This is a genomic window from Streptomyces sp. NPDC002886 (genome assembly GCF_042888445.1).
Classification (GTDB): Bacteria; Actinomycetota; Actinomycetes; order Streptomycetales; family Streptomycetaceae; genus Streptomyces.
The window spans coordinates 290,512-307,164 of sequence record NZ_JBIAPV010000001.1; the positions used below are offsets into that span (position 1 = coordinate 290,512).

At 74.7% G+C, this 16,653-nt stretch carries 14 protein-coding genes and 1 pseudogene; 11 read left to right on the top strand and 4 right to left on the bottom strand.

Annotated features, from left to right (window positions below; translation table 11 throughout):
• The first annotated feature begins 44 nt into the window (after positions 1–44).
• The gene (locus tag ACFYYB_RS01225) at positions 45–977 is read left to right on the top strand and encodes a serine protease (RefSeq protein WP_389432484.1); all 933 of its coding nucleotides are present in this window, start codon (positions 45–47) and stop codon (positions 975–977) included.
• Here ACFYYB_RS01225 and ACFYYB_RS01230 read toward each other — a convergent pair.
• Complete coding sequence (locus ACFYYB_RS01230; RefSeq protein ID WP_389432485.1) at positions 931–1,323, bottom strand: hypothetical protein; 393 nt, start codon at positions 1,321–1,323, stop codon at positions 931–933. The genes ACFYYB_RS01225 and ACFYYB_RS01230 overlap by 47 nt on opposite strands.
• Before the next feature lie 81 nt (positions 1,324–1,404).
• Positions 1,405–2,352 (bottom strand): AEC family transporter, encoded by a 948-nt coding sequence (locus ACFYYB_RS01235; protein WP_389432486.1) that lies wholly within the window; start codon positions 2,350–2,352, stop codon positions 1,405–1,407.
• Positions 2,353–2,547: 195 nt separating this feature from the next.
• On the opposite strand from ACFYYB_RS01235, the gene ACFYYB_RS01240 reads away from it, so the two are divergent.
• From ACFYYB_RS01240 to ACFYYB_RS01265, 6 genes are all read left to right on the top strand, one after another.
• Positions 2,548–3,600, top strand: a complete 1,053-nt coding sequence (locus ACFYYB_RS01240) for an MDR family NADP-dependent oxidoreductase (RefSeq protein ID WP_389432487.1) — start codon at positions 2,548–2,550, stop codon at positions 3,598–3,600.
• A gap of 32 nt (positions 3,601–3,632) precedes the next feature.
• On the top strand, positions 3,633–4,157 hold the full coding sequence (locus tag ACFYYB_RS01245) for a MerR family transcriptional regulator (RefSeq protein ID WP_389432489.1): 525 nt from the start codon (positions 3,633–3,635) through the stop codon (positions 4,155–4,157).
• Entirely contained in the window at positions 4,154–5,521 is a 1,368-nt protein-coding gene (locus ACFYYB_RS01250; protein WP_389432490.1) for a sensor histidine kinase, read from the top strand. Before ACFYYB_RS01245 ends, ACFYYB_RS01250 begins: the two co-directional genes overlap by 4 nt.
• Complete coding sequence (locus ACFYYB_RS01255) at positions 5,518–6,198, top strand: response regulator transcription factor (protein WP_327302589.1); 681 nt, start codon at positions 5,518–5,520, stop codon at positions 6,196–6,198. The genes ACFYYB_RS01250 and ACFYYB_RS01255 overlap by 4 nt, the downstream gene beginning before the upstream one ends.
• A 146-nt stretch (positions 6,199–6,344) precedes the next feature.
• Positions 6,345–7,388, top strand: coding sequence for an alpha/beta hydrolase (locus ACFYYB_RS01260; protein WP_389432492.1), 1,044 nt, complete (start codon positions 6,345–6,347; stop codon positions 7,386–7,388).
• On the top strand, positions 7,385–8,614 hold the full coding sequence (locus ACFYYB_RS01265; RefSeq protein WP_389432494.1) for an acyltransferase: 1,230 nt from the start codon (positions 7,385–7,387) through the stop codon (positions 8,612–8,614). The genes ACFYYB_RS01260 and ACFYYB_RS01265 overlap by 4 nt, the downstream gene beginning before the upstream one ends.
• A 107-nt stretch (positions 8,615–8,721) precedes the next feature.
• Here ACFYYB_RS01265 and ACFYYB_RS01270 read toward each other — a convergent pair whose 3' ends face one another.
• Positions 8,722–9,144 (bottom strand): DUF350 domain-containing protein, encoded by a 423-nt coding sequence (locus ACFYYB_RS01270; RefSeq protein ID WP_327302592.1) that lies wholly within the window; start codon positions 9,142–9,144, stop codon positions 8,722–8,724.
• Positions 9,145–9,249: 105 nt separating this feature from the next.
• On the opposite strand from ACFYYB_RS01270, the gene ACFYYB_RS01275 reads away from it, so the two are divergent.
• A complete protein-coding gene (locus ACFYYB_RS01275) occupies positions 9,250–11,397 on the top strand; it encodes a GNAT family N-acetyltransferase (protein ID WP_389432495.1) in 2,148 nt (715 codons plus the stop codon).
• A gap of 938 nt (positions 11,398–12,335) precedes the next feature.
• On the opposite strand, the pseudogene ACFYYB_RS01280 reads toward ACFYYB_RS01275, so the two are convergent.
• Positions 12,336–13,427 (bottom strand): annotated as a pseudogene (locus ACFYYB_RS01280) (AMP-binding protein); the annotation flags it as partial.
• Positions 13,428–13,564: 137 nt separating this feature from the next.
• Here ACFYYB_RS01280 and ACFYYB_RS01285 point away from each other — a divergent pair.
• The 3 genes from ACFYYB_RS01285 to ACFYYB_RS01295 all read left to right on the top strand — a co-directional run bounded on the left by ACFYYB_RS01285 (position 13,565) and on the right by ACFYYB_RS01295 (position 16,453).
• Positions 13,565–13,951 carry a VOC family protein gene (locus ACFYYB_RS01285; protein ID WP_389432496.1) on the top strand — a complete coding sequence of 129 codons (387 nt, stop codon included), beginning with the start codon at positions 13,565–13,567 and terminating at the stop codon, positions 13,949–13,951.
• Between the two features lie 128 nt (positions 13,952–14,079).
• Positions 14,080–16,008 (top strand): ABC transporter ATP-binding protein, encoded by a 1,929-nt coding sequence (locus tag ACFYYB_RS01290; protein WP_389432498.1) that lies wholly within the window; start codon positions 14,080–14,082, stop codon positions 16,006–16,008.
• A gap of 64 nt (positions 16,009–16,072) precedes the next feature.
• A complete protein-coding gene (locus tag ACFYYB_RS01295) occupies positions 16,073–16,453 on the top strand; it encodes a VOC family protein (RefSeq protein WP_327302596.1) in 381 nt (126 codons plus the stop codon).
• Positions 16,454–16,653 lie beyond the last annotated feature (200 nt).

The following is a 16,653-nucleotide window of genomic DNA, read 5'->3' on the forward strand; positions in this document are numbered from 1 at the left end:
CCGCGCCCTCGCCCTCCCTCCCATCCCCGAAGAAGGAGACGGACATGCGACGTACGTTGACGGTGGCGGCGGCCACCGCCGCCCTGCTGCTGCCCGGCGGACCCCTGCCCGAGGCCGAGGCCGGCACCGCCCCGGCCCAGGCCCCGGCTCCCGCCGCCGACCGGTGGTCGGCCCGGGAGGCGGAGACGTTCTGGACTGCGGACCGGATGGCTTCCGCGGTCCCGATCAGCCGGGGCGGCGCCCCGGCGGCGGTGGACGGGACCGGCCGGGACTTCGACGGCATCCCGGTCGTCGGCCGGATGTTCGTCATGAAGGGCGGCGGCGCCTACTTCTGCACCGCGAGCGTGGTCGCCTCCCCCGGCCGCGATCTGGTGCTCAGCGCGGCGCACTGCCTGCTCGGGACGGACGCCCGGCAGGTGGCCTTCGTACCGCAGTACACCGCCCAGAATCCCCAGCCGTACGGGATGTTCCCGGTCCTGCGGGACGCGGCGGGCCGCTCCAAGGTGTGGATCGACCCCCGCTACCGGGAGCTCGGCGCGGACAAGGGCGCCGCCCTCGACGTGGCCTTCGCCCAGGTCGGCCCGGACGCCGACGGCTTCCCGGTGGAGGACGTGGTGGGCGGGAACCGCCTGGTCACCGGCGCCACGTACGCGCACCAGAAGGTCTCGCTGATCGGCTATCCGGCCTCCGCCGCCCGGCCGCGGCTGTGCGTGAACCGGACGACGAAGTTCACGAGCACCGATCCGGGGATCCCCGGATCGTTCCTGCGGATCGACTGCACGGGATATCCGGGCGGCACCAGCGGCGGCCCGTTCCTGACCGCCTTCGACGAGCGGACCGAGACCGGCGACGTGGTCGGGGTGATCGGCGGCTGGAAGACGGGCGGGGACACCCCCGACACCTCGTACAGCTCCTACTTCGGCGCCGACATCAGGAAGTTGTACGAGCGGGCTCTTGCCGGGGCGCGGGTGGCGTGAGCACCCGCACCCGGCGGGTGCGGCGCGGGTTGCCCACCGTGCGCGGGGTCGCCGGCAGCCCCTCCGCGGTCAGCGCCTCGGCGGGCGCGAGGCCGAGCTGGCGGCGCAGGTCCGCGAGGGCGGTGTGCACGGGGCCGAGGATGACCTCGGCCCGCGGATGGGCGTACGCGAGGGCGTGCGCGGCCGTCTCGATGGCCTCGGCGGCGTCCTCGGCGGCGCCCCGGCTCCACCCGCCGGGGGCGGTGTGCCCCCAGGGCCCGAGGGCGTCGTAGAGGTGGCAGGCGGCATCGGCCACGGCGTCGGCCTGTTCACCGACGCCGGGCGCCGCGATCGTCGGGAGCTCCATACCCGCTCAACGAGCGGAGCCCGCCCGGGGAACGAAGGCCGCCCGGGGCGACGCGGCCGCCGCGCTCCCCCGGGCACGCGGTCACATGGACACGGCCTGCAGCCACAGCGGCAGCAGCAGGAGCGAGACCAGGGAACTCTTGATCACCACGGCGGCGGAGAGGTCCACGCCCACGTCGTAGCGCTGGGCGAAGATGAACAGGTTCTGCGGCGTCGGCATCGCGGCGATCAGCACGAGGTACGTGAGCCACTCGCCCCGGACCCCGAACAGGGCCCCGCACACCGCCCAGGCGAGGAGCGGGAAGGCCAGGCACTTGAAGCCGATGAGCGCCATCTCCTCGCGGGTGGTGCCCCGGACGTCGAGGCCGATGCCGCCGAGGTGGAGCCCCAGGGCGAAGAGGGCCACCGGTGAGGCGCTGTCGCCGACGAAGGCAGCCCCGTCGAGGACCACCGCCGGGACGTGCACGGAGAGCAGGTTGAGCAGGATCCCGGCGTTGCAGGCCAGCACCAGCGGGGTGACGAGCGAGGCCTTCACGGCGCGGGCCAGGCGGCGGGCGGGGCCGCCCGCGCCGGGTCCGGCACGGCCCAGTTCCATGATGGCGATGACGACGAGCGACAGGACGCAGACCTGGAAGAGCAGGACCGGGAAGATCGGCGCGGCCGTCCCGAAGAAGGTGATGAAGACGGGGACGGCGAAGTAGGCGGTGTTGACCTGGACCCCGGCCATCACGCGCAGCGCCACGGTCCGCGGGTCGCGCAGTCCGGCTGCCGCCGAGGCGGCGGCGACGGCCGCGACCGCGAGGGCGGCGGCGGCCGCGTAGCCGCCGATGGCCCGCCAGTCGAAGAGGGCGGCGAGGTCCGCGGCGTAGATGTTGCCGAACAGGTAGCACGGCACCGCGAAGAGGAAGGCGTAGTCGGCGAAGGCCTTGGAGGCCTCCGCGGGGACCACCTTGCGGCGCGCGAGGAACACCCCGGCGCCGAAGGCCAGCGCCACCGGGATCAGTTTCTCCAGCGCGGCCGCCCCGCCCATGCGTACGTGCTCCCCCGCTGTTCACCGACCAACCGACCATTCGTGCCGGGCGCAGTCTATGCCGGGCCGCCGCGGCGGCCGGAGCGGGCTTGACCCTGACGTGCGGGTCAGGGTTTAGCGTCGGCGCACCCACCCGCCCCGGCCCGGTGGCGGCCGCCCGCGCCGCCGCCGGCCGCGCCCTGCCGAGGAGCCCCGATGACCACGGACCTGCCCCGAACCGCCCGCGAGATCCGGCTCGCCGCCCGCCCCGGAGGGCTGCCCGAGGAGGCGGACCTGGCCGTCGTCGAGGCACCGGTGCAGGAGCCCGGACCGGGCCGGGTGCTCGTGCGCAACCGCCACTTCCTGGTGTTCCCCGGGCTGATCACCCTGATGGGCGGTGCGGTTGAGGGGTTGCCGCTGCCCCCGCTGCACGCCGGTGACACGCTGTTCGGTCCGGCCGTCGGCGAGGTGGTGGCCGCCCCGGCCGGCAGCCCGCTGCGGCCGGGGACGCTCGTCTCGCACCTGCTCGGCTGGCGGGAGTACGCCCTGGTGGACGCCGCCGACTGCACCCCGCTGGACGACACGCTGCCCGACCCGGTGGCGTACCTCGCCCAGGGCTCGGCCCCGTACGGCGCGCTGACCCGGCTCGCCGGGGTCCGGCCCGGGGACACCGTCCTGGTCACCGGTGCGGCCGGCGCGGTCGGGACCCTCGCCGGCCAGACGGCGCGGCTGCTGGGCGCGGGCCGGGTGATCGGCACCACCGGCTCCCCGGAGAAGGCCGAACGGCTGGTGGCGGAGCTGGGCTACGACGCGGCCCTGCTGCGGGGTGGCGGGCGGCCCTTCGCCGAGCAGCTCGCCGGGGCGGCGCCCGGAGGGATCGACGTGCTCGTGGACACGGTGGGCGGTGAGCAGTTGGCGGCGGCCCTCGGCGCCGCCCGGCAGGGCGCCCGCTTCGCGCTGGTCGGCGCGCTCTCCGGCCAGTTGGCGCCGGGGCGGGCCGGGGGCGGGGCCGGGGCCGGGGGCGGCGCCCCGGTGGAGGTCGACTCGTTCCGCCTCGTCGTCCGGGGCGTCTCGGTGCGCGGGTACCTCGGTACGGAGCATCCTGGCGTGGAGGAGGAGTGGACCGGCCGCTTCGGGGCCTGGCTGCGCTCCGGGGAGATCGACTTCCCGCACGTACGGATCCCGGGCATCGAACGGGCTCCGCAGGCGTTGCGGGAGTTGACGACGGGACGGCACTTCGGCGCCGTGGTGGTGGAATTGCCGCGGTAGGCCGGGGGCGAACACGAGGGGGTCGGCACGGGATGCGGATCGGTGACGCGGCGGCGGCGGCGGGGACCACACCCAGGGCGCTGCGGTTCTACGAACAGCGCGGACTGCTCGCCCCACAGGGCCGCAGCCCCTCCGGCCAGCGGGAGTACGGGCCCGGGGACGTGGCCAGGATCCGGATCATCCGCGACCTGCTGGCCCACGGGTTCACGGTCGAGGACCTGCGCGGCGTGGCCGACCGGCTGCACCTGCTGGCGGCGGACCCACCGCCGTCCTGCGGCTCCGGCGGCGGGGTCGTGGGACACCGGCTCTCCGTACTCGACGCGGAGATCGAGCGCCTCACCCGCCTGCGCGGGGCCCTGGCCCGCCGGGCGGGCCTACCCGGCTCCGCCGCCCCTCCCACGGCCCTGCCGGTGCCGGACTCCCCACCGGACCCGGCGCCCGATCCCGGACCGGGCGGCGGCCGGGGCAAGGCGGGGAAGCCGGGGCGGCCGGTGCGGCCGGTGGGCGTCGGGCGCGGAGCGGGCGGGGTACCGGCGCATACGCTGGACCGATCATGAGCGAGCGCGCCCGATCCCGTTTCCGAATCCCCTTCCGAGCCCGGCCCGGGTCCCGGCCCGGACCTCCGACACGGTCCGTGCCGGCAGACCCGGACCCCTCCCCCGCCCGGCCGGGGCAGTTCGCGGTGGCGCTGCGTACGCCCGCGCGGGCCGCCGAGCCGCTGCTCGCGCAGGCGCCCGCGGCCTGGCAGCGGGTGCTGCCGTACGCCGTGACCGCCGTGTGCGTGCTGACGCTGCTGCCGGTGACGATCGCGGTGCTGACCAACGACTACGAGGCGGGTGGCGGCTGGGCCGGGGCGCTGGGCGTGGCCCAGACCGTGCCGCTGCTGCTCGCGGTGACCCGGCCGCTGCCCGCGTGGGGGCTGGTGCTGACCGCCGATGTGGTGGGGGCCGCCGTACTGACCCAGGCCGACCGGGTGGCCGGGCACGCTTGGCCGTGGACCCCGATGGTGATCATCGGCTACCTGGTGCTGATGGCGTGCCTGGGGCTGCGCGAGTCCATCCGGACCCTGGTCGGGGTGTGGCTGGCGACCGGCGTGGTGGGGGCGGTTCTGTGGTCCTTCCGGCCGGACGGGACGACCAACACGGTCGCCCTGCTGTTCGTGCTGGCCGGGGTGGTGCTCGCGCTGACGGGGGCGCTGCGCGGGCTCGGCGACGCGCGCCAGAAGATCGCCGAGCAGGAGAGCATCAGCGAGGCCGAGCGGTCCCGGCGCACCCTGCTGGAGGAACGGGCCAGGATCGCGCGGGAGTTGCACGACGTGGTGGCCCACCACATGTCGGTGATCACGGTGCAGGCGGATTCGGCGCCGTACCGGCTGCCCGGCATGGCGGAGCCGGTGAAGGAGGAGTTCGCCGCGATCGCTTCGAGCGCGCGGGAATCGCTGGGCGAGATGCGGCGGCTGCTGACGGTACTGCGCGGCGACGAGGCGAACGGCGCCGACCGGACCCCGCAGCCGGGGATCGGCCGGTTGCCGCAACTGGTGGAGGCGACCGTACGGGCCGGGCAGCCGGTGGAGTTGGCGCTGGCCGCGGGCGCGGCCGGGGCGGCGCCGCCGGCCGTGGACCTGTCGGCGTACCGGATCGTCCAGGAGTCGCTGGCCAATGTGGTGCGGCACGCGCCGGGTGCCCCGACGCGGGTCTCGGTGACCTTCGACGAGGAGGAGGTCCTCGTCCTGGTGGTCAACGGCCCCGCGCGGGACGTGGTGATGGCGGTGGAGACCTCGGGCACCGGGCACGGGCTGGTGGGGATGCGGGAGCGCGTACGGTTGACGGGCGGGACGCTGGACACCGGTCCGCTGCCCGACGGCGGCTTCCGGGTCGCCGCCCGCATGCCCATCGACAGCGCTTCCGAGGAACCAAGTTGACCATCCGCGTGATCATCGTCGACGACCAGGCCATGGTGCGGGCGGGCTTCGCCGCGCTCCTGTCGGCGCAGGCCGACATCGACGTGGTGGGCGAGGCGCCCGACGGACGCCAGGGGATCCAGGTCTCCCGGACCGTCCACCCCGACGTGGTGCTGATGGACGTCCGGATGCCGGAGATGGACGGGCTCAGCGCCGCCCGCGAGCTCCTCGATCCCCCGCCGGGGGTGGTGCACCGGCCGAAGGTCCTGATGCTGACCACCTTCGACATCGACGACTACGTGTACGAGGCCCTGCGCGCGGGGGCCTCCGGTTTCCTGCTGAAGGACGCCCCGCCGGCGGATCTGATCGCGGCGGTGCGGGTGGTCGCCTCGGGCGAGGCGCTGCTGGCCCCGTCGGTGACCCGGCGGCTGATCGCGGACTTCGTCGAGCGGCGGCCGGTGCCGCGCCGCGATCCCGCGCTGCGGCTGAACGGGCTGACCCCGCGGGAGACCGAGGTGCTGGAGCTGATCGCGCGCGGGCTGTCGAACCAGGAGATCGCCGGCCATCTGGTGGTCGCCGAGCAGACGGTCAAGACGCACATCGGCCGGGTGCTGGGGAAGCTGGACCTGCGGGACCGGGCCCAGGCCGTGATCTTCGCCTACGAGGCGGGGCTGGTGCGGCCGGGCGACGGCGGCTGAACCCGGCCGCGGCCCAACCCCGTCCGGCCGTCGCGTCTCCTCCACCCCCTACCGGGGTATGACATCCGACTTGGCTCCACGGTGCGACGCCCGCCGCGGTACCTCCTTCTTACCTTCCTCCTCGTCACGAGGAGAGGAGAAGGGGCATGCGCCGCTTCGCAAGGACACTGGTCACGGCCGCACTGGCGGCGGCCGTCGTCGCGGGCACCGCGGGATGGGCCTCCGCGGACGCCCAGACGGCGGTCACCGGCCCGCCGCCGGGCACCGCCGCCTGGCGGGCCGACACCGTGTCCGGGCAGCCGCTGCCGGATCCGGCGCGAGCGGCGCCGGCCGAAGTCGCGCGGTTCTTCGCCGGGCTGGACGCGTCCCGGGCCCGGGACCTCGTACGGGCCCACCCGCTGGTGGTCGGCAATCTGGACGGGGCTCCGCTCCCCCTCAGGTACGAGGCCAACCGGCTGGCGGTGACGGCGACGGGCGAGCCCCGCTTCGCCTCGCTGGCCGCGCCCGGCCGGCAGATCCTGGCCTTCGACCCGCGCGGACGGGGCACCGTCGCCGAGGTGTTCGGGGACCTGGAGCGGACCGCGCACGTGGCGGTGATCGTGCCGGGCTCGGACAACGACGCCACCACCTACGACCGCGCCCGGGCGGCGCACACCGGCCCGGCGGGCATGGCCCGCTCCCTGCGGTCGGAGACCGGGGAGGCGGCCGCCGTCATCGCGTGGACCGGCTACACCACCCCCGTCGGGGTGGGGCTGGACACGGCCCAGGGGCGGCTGGCCCGGGCGGGCGCGGTCCGCCTCGCCCGGTTCACCGAGGGGCTCGACGCGGTCGGCGCACCCGACCCGGTGCTGTTCTGCCACAGTTACGGCTCGGTGGTCTGCGGACTGGCGGCCCGGCACACGGACGCCACCGACATCGTCGCCTTCGGCTCCCCCGGGATGCGGGCCGGCAGCGTCGCCGGCCTGCACACCGGAGCCCGCGTCTGGGCGGCGCGCGGGCCCTCCGACTGGATCTCCGACGTGCCCAACGTGGAGTTCGCGGGGCTCGGCCACGGCGCCGATCCCACCTCGGCGGCCTTCGGGGCCCGCCGGATCGATGCCGCCGACGTGGCGGGCCACACCGGCTACTTCACCCCCGGCACCCGGTCCCTGAAGGCCTTCGCCGCCATCGCGACGGGAGCGGCCCGATGAGCACTCCCTCCGTCCTCACCAGGGCGCGGACGGCCGCCGGCCGGATCGACGCGAAGACGCCCGCCCACCGGGACCGGGCGATCGACGGACTGCGGGCACTGGCCCTGCTGGCCGTTCCGACCGGGCACTGGCTGCTCGGCGGGTTCACCCTCGACTCCGAGGGCGCCCTGCACAACGCCAGCCCGCTCACCGCCTTCGGCGGCCTGGCCCCGGCCAGTTGGATGCTGCAGATGCTCGGCGTCTTCTTCCTGGTCGGCGGCTACGCCTCGGCGCTCTCCTTCCGGCGGCACACCGGATCGGCCGGGGCCTGGCTGAAGGGCCGGGTGGCCCGGCTGGGCCGGCCGGTGCTCGGGGTCACCGCGGTGTGGGCGCTGGCCGCGCCCGTGCTGTACACGGCCGGAGTGCCGGAGGCCACCTTGCGGACCGGGGCGAAGCTGGTGATCCAGCCGCTGTGGTTCGTCGGGGTGTACGTGGTGGTCACCGCGCTGACCCCGTACTGCGTGCGCGCCGCGCGGCGGTTCGGCGGCTGGGCGGCGGCCCCGCTGCTCGCCTCGGTCGCCGTGGTGGACTTCCTGCGCTACGGGCCCTTCGCGGACTCGGTGCCCGGATGGGTGGCGCTGCTGAACATCCTGCCGGGCTGGCTGTTCGCGTACCAGCTCGGCGTGGACTGGGGCGAGGGCCGGATCGGGCGGCGCGGCGGGTGGCTCCTGCTCGCGGGCGGGGGCGTGTTGTTCGCGGCCCTGCTGATGGTCTTCCACTACCCGGCGTCGATGGTCGGCGTGCCGGGCGAGGCCCGGACCAACTCGCATCCGCCGTCCCTGCTGGTCCTGGCCCTGGCCGCGGCCCAGTCGGGCGCGGCGATCCTGCTGCGGGACCGGCTGGCGCGGCTGCTCGCCCGGCCGCTGCTGTGGGCCCCGGTGGTCGTGATCAACCTGTGCGCGATGACGATCCTGTGCTGGCACCAGACGGCGATGCTGGCGGCCGCCGTACCGGGGTCGTTCGCGGGCGCTCTGGCCGGGCTGACGACGGCGCCGGACAGTGTGGGGTGGATCGTGGCGCGGCTGGCGTGGATGCCGGTGTTCGCGGCGCTGCTGGTGGGCATCGCCCGGTACGCGCGCCGGTTCGAGCGGCCTTCGGCAGGTCTGACGCGCGCCACCGCGGTGCGCGGGACCGTGGCGGGCCTGCTGGCGGCCGGGTTCGCGGTCTTCGCGCTGGGTCTGGCGTAGGGCCGCGGCCGGAGCACCCGTACGACCGGAGCACCCGTACGAAACGAGAGCGCCGCTCCCCTCGGGGAGCGGCGCTCTCGTGCGATCTCGGTGAGCCTCGGTGGGCGTCAGGCGATGGAGGCGGCGACGATCGCGGCGACCGCGAGGTTGCAGGAGGCCGTCACCCACACGGCCGGGTGCGGCTCGGGGTCGACCACGATGGCCCCGAGCTTGCCCGGGGTCACCAGGTCCAGCAGCAGGAAGGCCACGGCCATCAGGACCAGGCCGAGGACGCCGAACACCGCCGTGGACAGCAGGCCCTTGCCGAAGTCCTCGTAGGTGGTCCAGATCGAGGTGAAGACGATGCCGCCGATGCCGAGCAGCGCCGACGAGAGCATCACGGAGGCGTTCCGGTTGCGCTCTTCCCAGATCTGCTTCGGCAGTTTGCCGGGGGTCAGCACGTCCACCAGGACGATGCCGAGGATGAGCAGCACCAAGCCGACGCCGCCGAAAGCGGTGGTGCGGCCAAGTCCGTTGATGATGTCGCTCATTGGGAAGCCGTCTCCGGGGTGGGGTAGGAAGTACGTCGCGTGCCTGTCGGCGCGGTGGCCGAATCTATCGCACCGCATGGCACCCGACCATGGGGAGGTCAGGAAATGGCAAAGCTCAGGGCCGCGCGGGCCGGGGAGGCCGCGGAGCTGACGGAGCTGGTCATGCGCTCCAAGGCCCACTGGGGGTACGGGGCACGGTTCCTCGCGGCGTGCGCGCCGGAGTTGCGGATCGGAGCCGGGGACGAGGTGCGCCGGCGGATCGTGGTCGCCGAGGGCGCGGCCGGGGCCGCCGGGTCGCGCTCCGGCGACGGCCCGGCCGCCGTGCTCGGACTCGCCTCCCTCGACGGGGAACCGCCGTTCGGGCGGCTGGGGCTGCTCTTCGTCGAACCGGCCGCCATCGGCGGGGGCGTGGGGCGCCTGCTCTACCGGGACGTCCTGCGGCGCGCCGCCGGGCTCGGCTTCCGCCGGCTGCTGATCGACGCCGATCCGCATGCCGCCGGGTTCTACCGGGCGATGGGCGCGGTGGCCCCGGTGCCGGAGGCGGGGCCGGAACCCGGGCCGGACGCCCCCGGCGGCGGGCTGGTGCGGTTCGCAGTGGCGCCCGTGGCCCTGGCGGGCTGGGCGCGGGCCTGGACCGGCGGCGGGGCGGCCGTGCACGTGGGCAATGTCGCCGAGTACAACGCGCAGTTCGCGGACGCCTCTCTGGACCGTGAGCAGCGGGCCGCCCACCACTACGCCTGTCTGGCCGCCTTCTACACTCCGCGGCCGGCCGCGCTGGTGCTGCCGCACGCGGTGCCGCCGGGCTGGATCACCCTGCTCGGCCGGCAACTGGACTGGCCCGCGGGGGTCGAGGTGTACGACGGGCTCGCGGAGCGGGATCCGGCCCTGTCGGACGCAGTCCGGGCCCGGCCGGCGCTGGCCGCACGGCTGACCGGCGCCGGGAGCGGGACCGGGATGGAGACCGGGAGCGGGACCGGGATGGGAACCGGGATGGGGACCGGGAGCGGGACCGGGATGGGAACCGGGATGGGGACCGGGATGGGGACCGGGATGGGGACCGGGATGGGGACCGGGAGCGGGACCGGCGCCGGTGCGGCGACCGGCGCCGGTGCGGCGACCGGCGCCCGCCTCGTGCCCTGGGGCCTGACCGCCCCCTTCGCGCGGCTGGCGGGGCAGGGGTGGCGGCCGGACGAGCTGCGGTACGAGTCGAAGTCGGCGGCGCACGGGCTGTTCGGGCGGATCCTCGCGGCGGGCGGGCATCCCGCGATCACGCTGCCCGCACAGTGGCGTGCGGACACCCGCAGGTCGGCGGTCCGGCTGCTGGCGGCCCGGACCCGGGCGGGGAAGAGCACCGTTCTCAAATCGGAGCACGGCGTCGGCGGCTCGGGCACCACGGTCCTGACCCCCGAGCGGGTCCGCGCGGCGGGCGGGGCCCGGGCCGTGCTCCGGGCCCTGCCGCGCGGGCCGCTGCTCGTGGAGGAGTACGTACGCGGACCGGCGGATCCGGCCGAGCCGCGCGACCTCACCTACGACGGGTTCGTGGACGCGGCCGGCCGGGTCCACGAGGTCGGCGGGGCGGTGATGGACGTAGCGGACGGCGGGTACCGCGGTGCGACGGTGGGGCCGGGGGTGGTGCCCGCGTGGGCGGAGGAACCCCTGCTGGCCTTCGGGCGGGCGGTGGGCCGGGAACTGTCGGCGGCGGGCTACCGGGGCTGGTTCGACGTGGACTTCGTCGCCGACGGCGCGGGACGGCTCGCCCCCACGGAGACGAACCTGCGCCTGACCGGGCCGTCGGTCGCCTTCGTGGTGGCGGCCCGGCTCGACGAACTGCGGGGCGCGGGGCACTTCGTCCGGATCGCCGACCGGGTGGAGCTGGGCGCCCGGCTACCGGAGGCGGCCTTCGACGAACTGTGCGAGCGGCTGTCCCGCCGGTGCGCGCGGATCGGCGCGGTGTTCCTCCCCGCCATCCCCACCGGCGCCTTCGAACCGGTGCCCTGGATGGGCGCCCTGGTGGCCGCGACCGGCAGGGAGGTGCTGGACGCGGCCGAGCGGCTCGTACGCACGCAGGCGCTGTCCGTCGGGGCGATGTTCGAGCAGGCTCCCGGTGCTCAGCCGGCCGATGCGTCGGTGACCCGGGCCCCGTCCCGGGCCGACCCCTGCCCCGGAACCGACCCCGATACCGACCCCGACACCGACACCGGTGCCGAGTCCGGTTCCACGTCGAAGGCGCTGAGCGGCGGACGGGACGCGTAGACGGCCACGATCGCGGCGGCGATCATCAGCGGAATGTTGAAGGCGTAGACGAGCGCGGCCTGTCGGGGCCAGTCCTGCTTGGCCGCGAGCCGGTAGAAGTTGTCCTGCGGCCACCAGGCGACCAGCAGGTAGACGATCGCCAGATGGGCGGCGGCGGTGATGCGGGGGCCGCGGCGCCCGTGGCGGCGCATCCGGGACCGGCCGGCGAACAGGAACCACACACCGGCCGCGAACGCCCAGCACTCGCACATGTAGAGGAGGAAGAAGAGCGTGGCGTACGGGTTCGGGACGCCGTGGAGGTCCATCGAACCGGGCCAGAAGATCAAGGTGAGGATCATGGTGAAGCCCGCCACCAGGACCAGGCCGACCACCATGAAGAAGATGAGGCCGGCCCATCCCGCGATATTGGGTCCCGAGTCTCTCCACACGTACCTGCGGCCGTACTTGGCGCCGTACTTCCCGCTCCCGCCACCGCTGGGATCCTCCCCGTCGCCGTCGCCCCCGGCCCGCCCCGGCGGCATCGGGAGCGCGGCCCGCTGCTCGCGTCCGGCCCGGTCCCGGGGGATCCGGGGCAGCCGGACGACGGCGCTCGGCATCATGGCCCCGGGGAGCCTGCCCGCCAGGTGGCGGCGGACCTCCCCGCCGTCGGGGAGGTCGGAGCCCGGGGGCCAGGTGTCGTCCTCCGCGGGCGGGGCGAGGAAGGCGACGAGCAGGGGACGCGCGTTCACGCCCGTACCGGCCCCCCTGACCTCGGCCAGGAGCGCCGCGCCCACGCTTTCGTGGCTGCGGATGGCGGACTCGACGGGATGCGGGTCGAGGGCCTTGCCGTCCGCGGTGAGCCGGTCGCGGATCCGGCCGCGGAACTCCAGCAGCCCGTCGGGGCGCAGCACTCCGAGGTCTCCGGTCGGGACCGGTTCGCCGCCGCCGGGCACGGTGAGGTGGATCTCCCCGTCGCGTACGTCCAGCCGGCAGCCGGGGAAGGCGGTTCCGATCAGCGAGAGCTCCTCGGCCCCGTCCAAGGGGGCCGCGAGCTGCGGGAGTTCGAACCGGGCACCGGTGCCCGCGGCTTCGGTGGGCCCGTAGACGTTGAGCAGCCGGGCTCCGGGCCGCAGCCGGGCGAGCAGAGCGGCCTGTTCGTCCAGGTAGAGGCGGTCTCCGGCGACGGCGACCATGCGCAGGGACCGCAGCCCCTCGTCGGGGCGGCGCAGGGTCCGTGACAGGGACGCCTCCCGGTCGCGCACGAGGAGCTGGGTGGCGGCGCCGGGATCGGTGTGCAGGACGGTGACCCGCTCGGCGTCGACGGCGCGGCGCAGCGACTCCGGTGTCCAGTGCGGGCCTTCGGGCAGGACGAGCGCGCCGCCCTCGCACAGGGCCCGCGTCCATCCGGCGGCGAAGCCGGTGAGGTGCGGGGCGGCGGTGATCAGGTGCCGGTCCTCGGGAACCGGCCCCGCCACCGCCGCCCACCCTTCGTGGGCGGCGAGGAGCCGGTCGTGGGAGAGGGGGACGGCGCGCCGGTCCGCACCCCCGGTGAACAGCACGGCGGCGGCATCTCCGCGCGGGGCCCGGTCCGGCGGGTCGGTGGGCAGAGCTCCCGTGGCGACCGCGTGCTGCCCACCGGTGCGGATCACGCGCAGGTCGCCGCCGTCGTCGAGGCGGGCCTGCTCGGCGGCGTCGGCGAGCAGGGCGAAGGGCCGGACGGCGGCGAGCTGGCGCTGTCCGGTGCGCGGGTTCTCGACGTCGACGACGGCGTAGGCGGCGCCCGCCTTGAGGATGGCGAGGAGGAGGACGACGAGCTCGGCGCGCGGGGCGGAGCCCACGGCGACGACGGCCCCTTCGGGCAGTCCGCAGTCGAGCAGGTGGCGGGCCGACTGGTTGGCACGCGCGTCGAGTTGTCCGTAGGTGAGGCTGTCCGTGCCCGCGGCGACGGCCTGGGCTCCCGGGGTGTCGCGGGCCCAGCGTTCGAAGCGGGAGAGAACGGTGTCGCCGGCGCGCCGGCCGGAATGCGTGAAGGGCTCTGATCCCTGCGTCATGGGCCGATTCTGGCACCGGGCACCGACACGGCACGAGGGCCGCGAAAATCCCTCGTACGAGCGATGGTTGATCCACTATCGTCCTGCGCTGGTGCCAACCGGTACCGGTGGACAGGTTTCGAATGGTCGGAGGCCACATGGCCAAGGAATTGCAGGTGGCGTACGACTGCGCCGATCCGGGCGCGCAGGCGGCGTTCTGGGCGCAGGCGCTGGGCTATCGCGTGCAGCCGACTCCGGAGGGCCAGAACGACTGGGCGGCCATCTCGGATCCGGACGGCAAGGGACCGCGGCTCTACTTCCAGAGGGTCCCGGAGGCCAGGACCGAGGCGAAGAACCGTCTGCACCTGGACGTGCGCTCGGCGCCCGGTCTGAAGGGGGACGAGCGGATGGCCGTACTGGAGGCGGAGGCCGCCAAGCTGGAGGCGCTGGGTGCGAAGCGGCAGTACCGCCTGGAGTCCGACGAGGTCAACGAAGGGATCATCGTGATGACCGATCCCGAGGACAACATCTTCTGCCTCGACTGATCTGCCGCCCGGCCCGTCGACTGACCGGTCGCCCGGCCTGCCGCCCCACCTGTCGAACAGGGTTCCTGGTCACCGGGGGCCACCTGGCCCTTGACCTCAAGTTTGGTCGAGGTCCTACCGTTCGGCTCATGGATATGGAAGTAACCGCCTGGACCTCGCTCCACAGCGCGATCAACGCCCAGCAGGACCGGCGCCCGCTCTCGCGGGCCGGTCTGCGCCGGATCGCCGCCTTCGCCCGCCCGCACCGGCGCGGGCTCACCTTCTTCCTCCTCCTCAGCGTGGTGACCGCGCTGCTCGCGGTGGCCACCCCGGTACTCGCGAGCCGCGTGGTCACCGAGATCGTCGAGGGCCGCGACAGCGGTACGGTCACCCGCCTCGCCCTGCTGATCGCGCTGATCGCGGTCGCGGAGGCGGGGCTGGGGCTGGTCCTGCGCCGGCTGTCGTCCACCCTCGGCGAGGGGCTGATCCTGGATCTGCGGACGGCGGTCTTCGACCACGTGCAGCGGATGCCGGTGGCGTTCTTCACCCGGACCCGCACCGGGGCGCTGGTCAGCCGGCTCAACAACGACGTGATCGGCGCGCAGCGCGCCTTCAGCAACACCCTGTCGGGGGTGGTGTCCAACACCGTGACGCTGCTGCTGACCCTGACCGTGATGCTGGGCATCTCCTGGCAGATCACCCTGCTGGCCCTCGTGCTCCTGCCGGTGTTCGTGCTGCCCGCCCGCCGGATGGGGGTGCGGATGGCGGCGTTGCAGCGGGAGGCGTCCGCGCTCAACGCCTCGATGGGCACCCAGATGACCGAGCGCTTCTCGGCTCCGGGCGCCACGCTCGTCAAGCTGTTCGGGCGGCCCGACGAGGAGTCGGCGGAGTTCGCGGCGCGCGCCGCCCGGGTGCGTGACATCGGGATCCGGACGGCGATGGCCCAGTCGGCCTTCATCACCGCCCTGACCCTGGTCTCCGCGCTGGCCCTGGCGCTGGTGTACGGCCTCGGCGGCCACTACGCGCTCACCGGCACCCTGGACGCGGGTTCGGTGGTCGCCCTCGCCCTGCTCCTGACCCGGCTGTACGCCCCGCTGACCGCGCTCGCCGGGGCGCGGGTGGAGGTGATGAGCGCGATGGTCAGCTTCGAGCGGGTCTTCGAGATCCTCGACCTGAAGCCGCTGATCTCCCAGAAGCCGGACGCCCGCCGGGTGCCCGAGGGACCGGTGACGGTCGAGTTCGACAACGTCTCCTTCGGCTACCCCTCCCCCGACAAGGTGTCCCTGGCCTCCCTGGAGGAGGTGGCGACCCTGGACGCGCGGGGCGGCACCGAGGTGCTGCACGAGGTTTCCTTCCGCGCCGAACCCGGGCAGATGATCGCCCTGGTCGGGTCCTCCGGCGCCGGCAAGTCGACCATCGCGCAGTTGCTGCCCCGGCTGTACGACACGGACACGGGCGCGGTCCGCCTCGGCGGGATCGACGTACGGGACCTCACCGCGGACTCCATCCGCGAGACCCTGGGCATGGTCACGCAGGACGGCCACCTCTTCCACGAGTCGGTACGGGCCAACCTGCTGCTGGCCCGCCCCGAGGCGGGGGAGGACGAGATCTGGGAGGCCCTGCGCCGGTCCCGGCTCGACGGGCTCGTGGCCTCGCTCCCGGACGGGCTGGACACGGTCGTCGGCGAGCGCGGCTACCGGCTCTCGGGCGGGGAGCGCCAGCGGCTGACCATCGCCCGGCTGCTGCTGGCCGGCCAGCGGGTGGTGATCCTGGACGAGGCCACCGCGCATCTGGACTCCACCTCGGAGGCCGCCGTCCAGGAGGCCCTGGCCGAGGCCCTGTCGGGCCGGACCGCCGTGGTGATCGCGCACCGGCTGTCGACGGTGCAGGCCGCCGATCTGATCCTGGTGGTGGAGGAGGGCCGGATCGTGGAACGCGGCACCCACGCCGAGCTGCTCGCGGTGGGCGGACGGTACGAGGAGCTGTACCGGACCCAGTTCGCGGAGGCCGGCCCGGACGGGGACACGCCGGCGGCACGCGCCCTCCCGGGCGGCGCGGCGGCGGTCTCCGGCGGATGATGGGCCGGTGGGCGGCCGGGACCGGTCCCCCGCATCCGCCGGGACACGGAGTCAGGAGAAGCCGATGGACATCAAACTGGAACTGGTCGCCGTACCGGTCACCGACATCGACCGGGCCAAGGCCTTCTACGAACGCATCGGCTTCCACGCCGACCACGACATCACGGTCAGCGAGGAGATCCGCTTCGTCCAGCTGACCCCGCCGGGCTCTGCCTGTTCGATCGCCATCGGCAAGGGCCTGACCCGGATGACACCAGGGTCGCTGGACAACATGCAGGTCGTGGTCGCGGACATCGAGGAGGCCTTCGCCGACCTCAAGGGCCGGGGCATCGAGGTGACGGAGATCGAGGACATGCCCTGGGGCTCCTTCGTCTACTTCTCCGACCCCGACGGCAACGGCTGGGCCGTCCAGCAGACCACCCCGCGCACTCCCCCGACGGGCTGACCGGGCACGGACGGGGGCCGGGGTCCGTCTTCAGACAAACCCCCGTACCTCTCTGACGGAAACTCAGAGCTCTTTGCGCAGAGGGTGTTTGTCCGGCTGAAAACGGGTCAGACGCATGGACAGCGGAGCACGCAGCCCGGACTGCAGCGAGGCTTCGCCGGTCGGGGCCGTGCGGGAGGACATCGCTCACACGCCCCGGC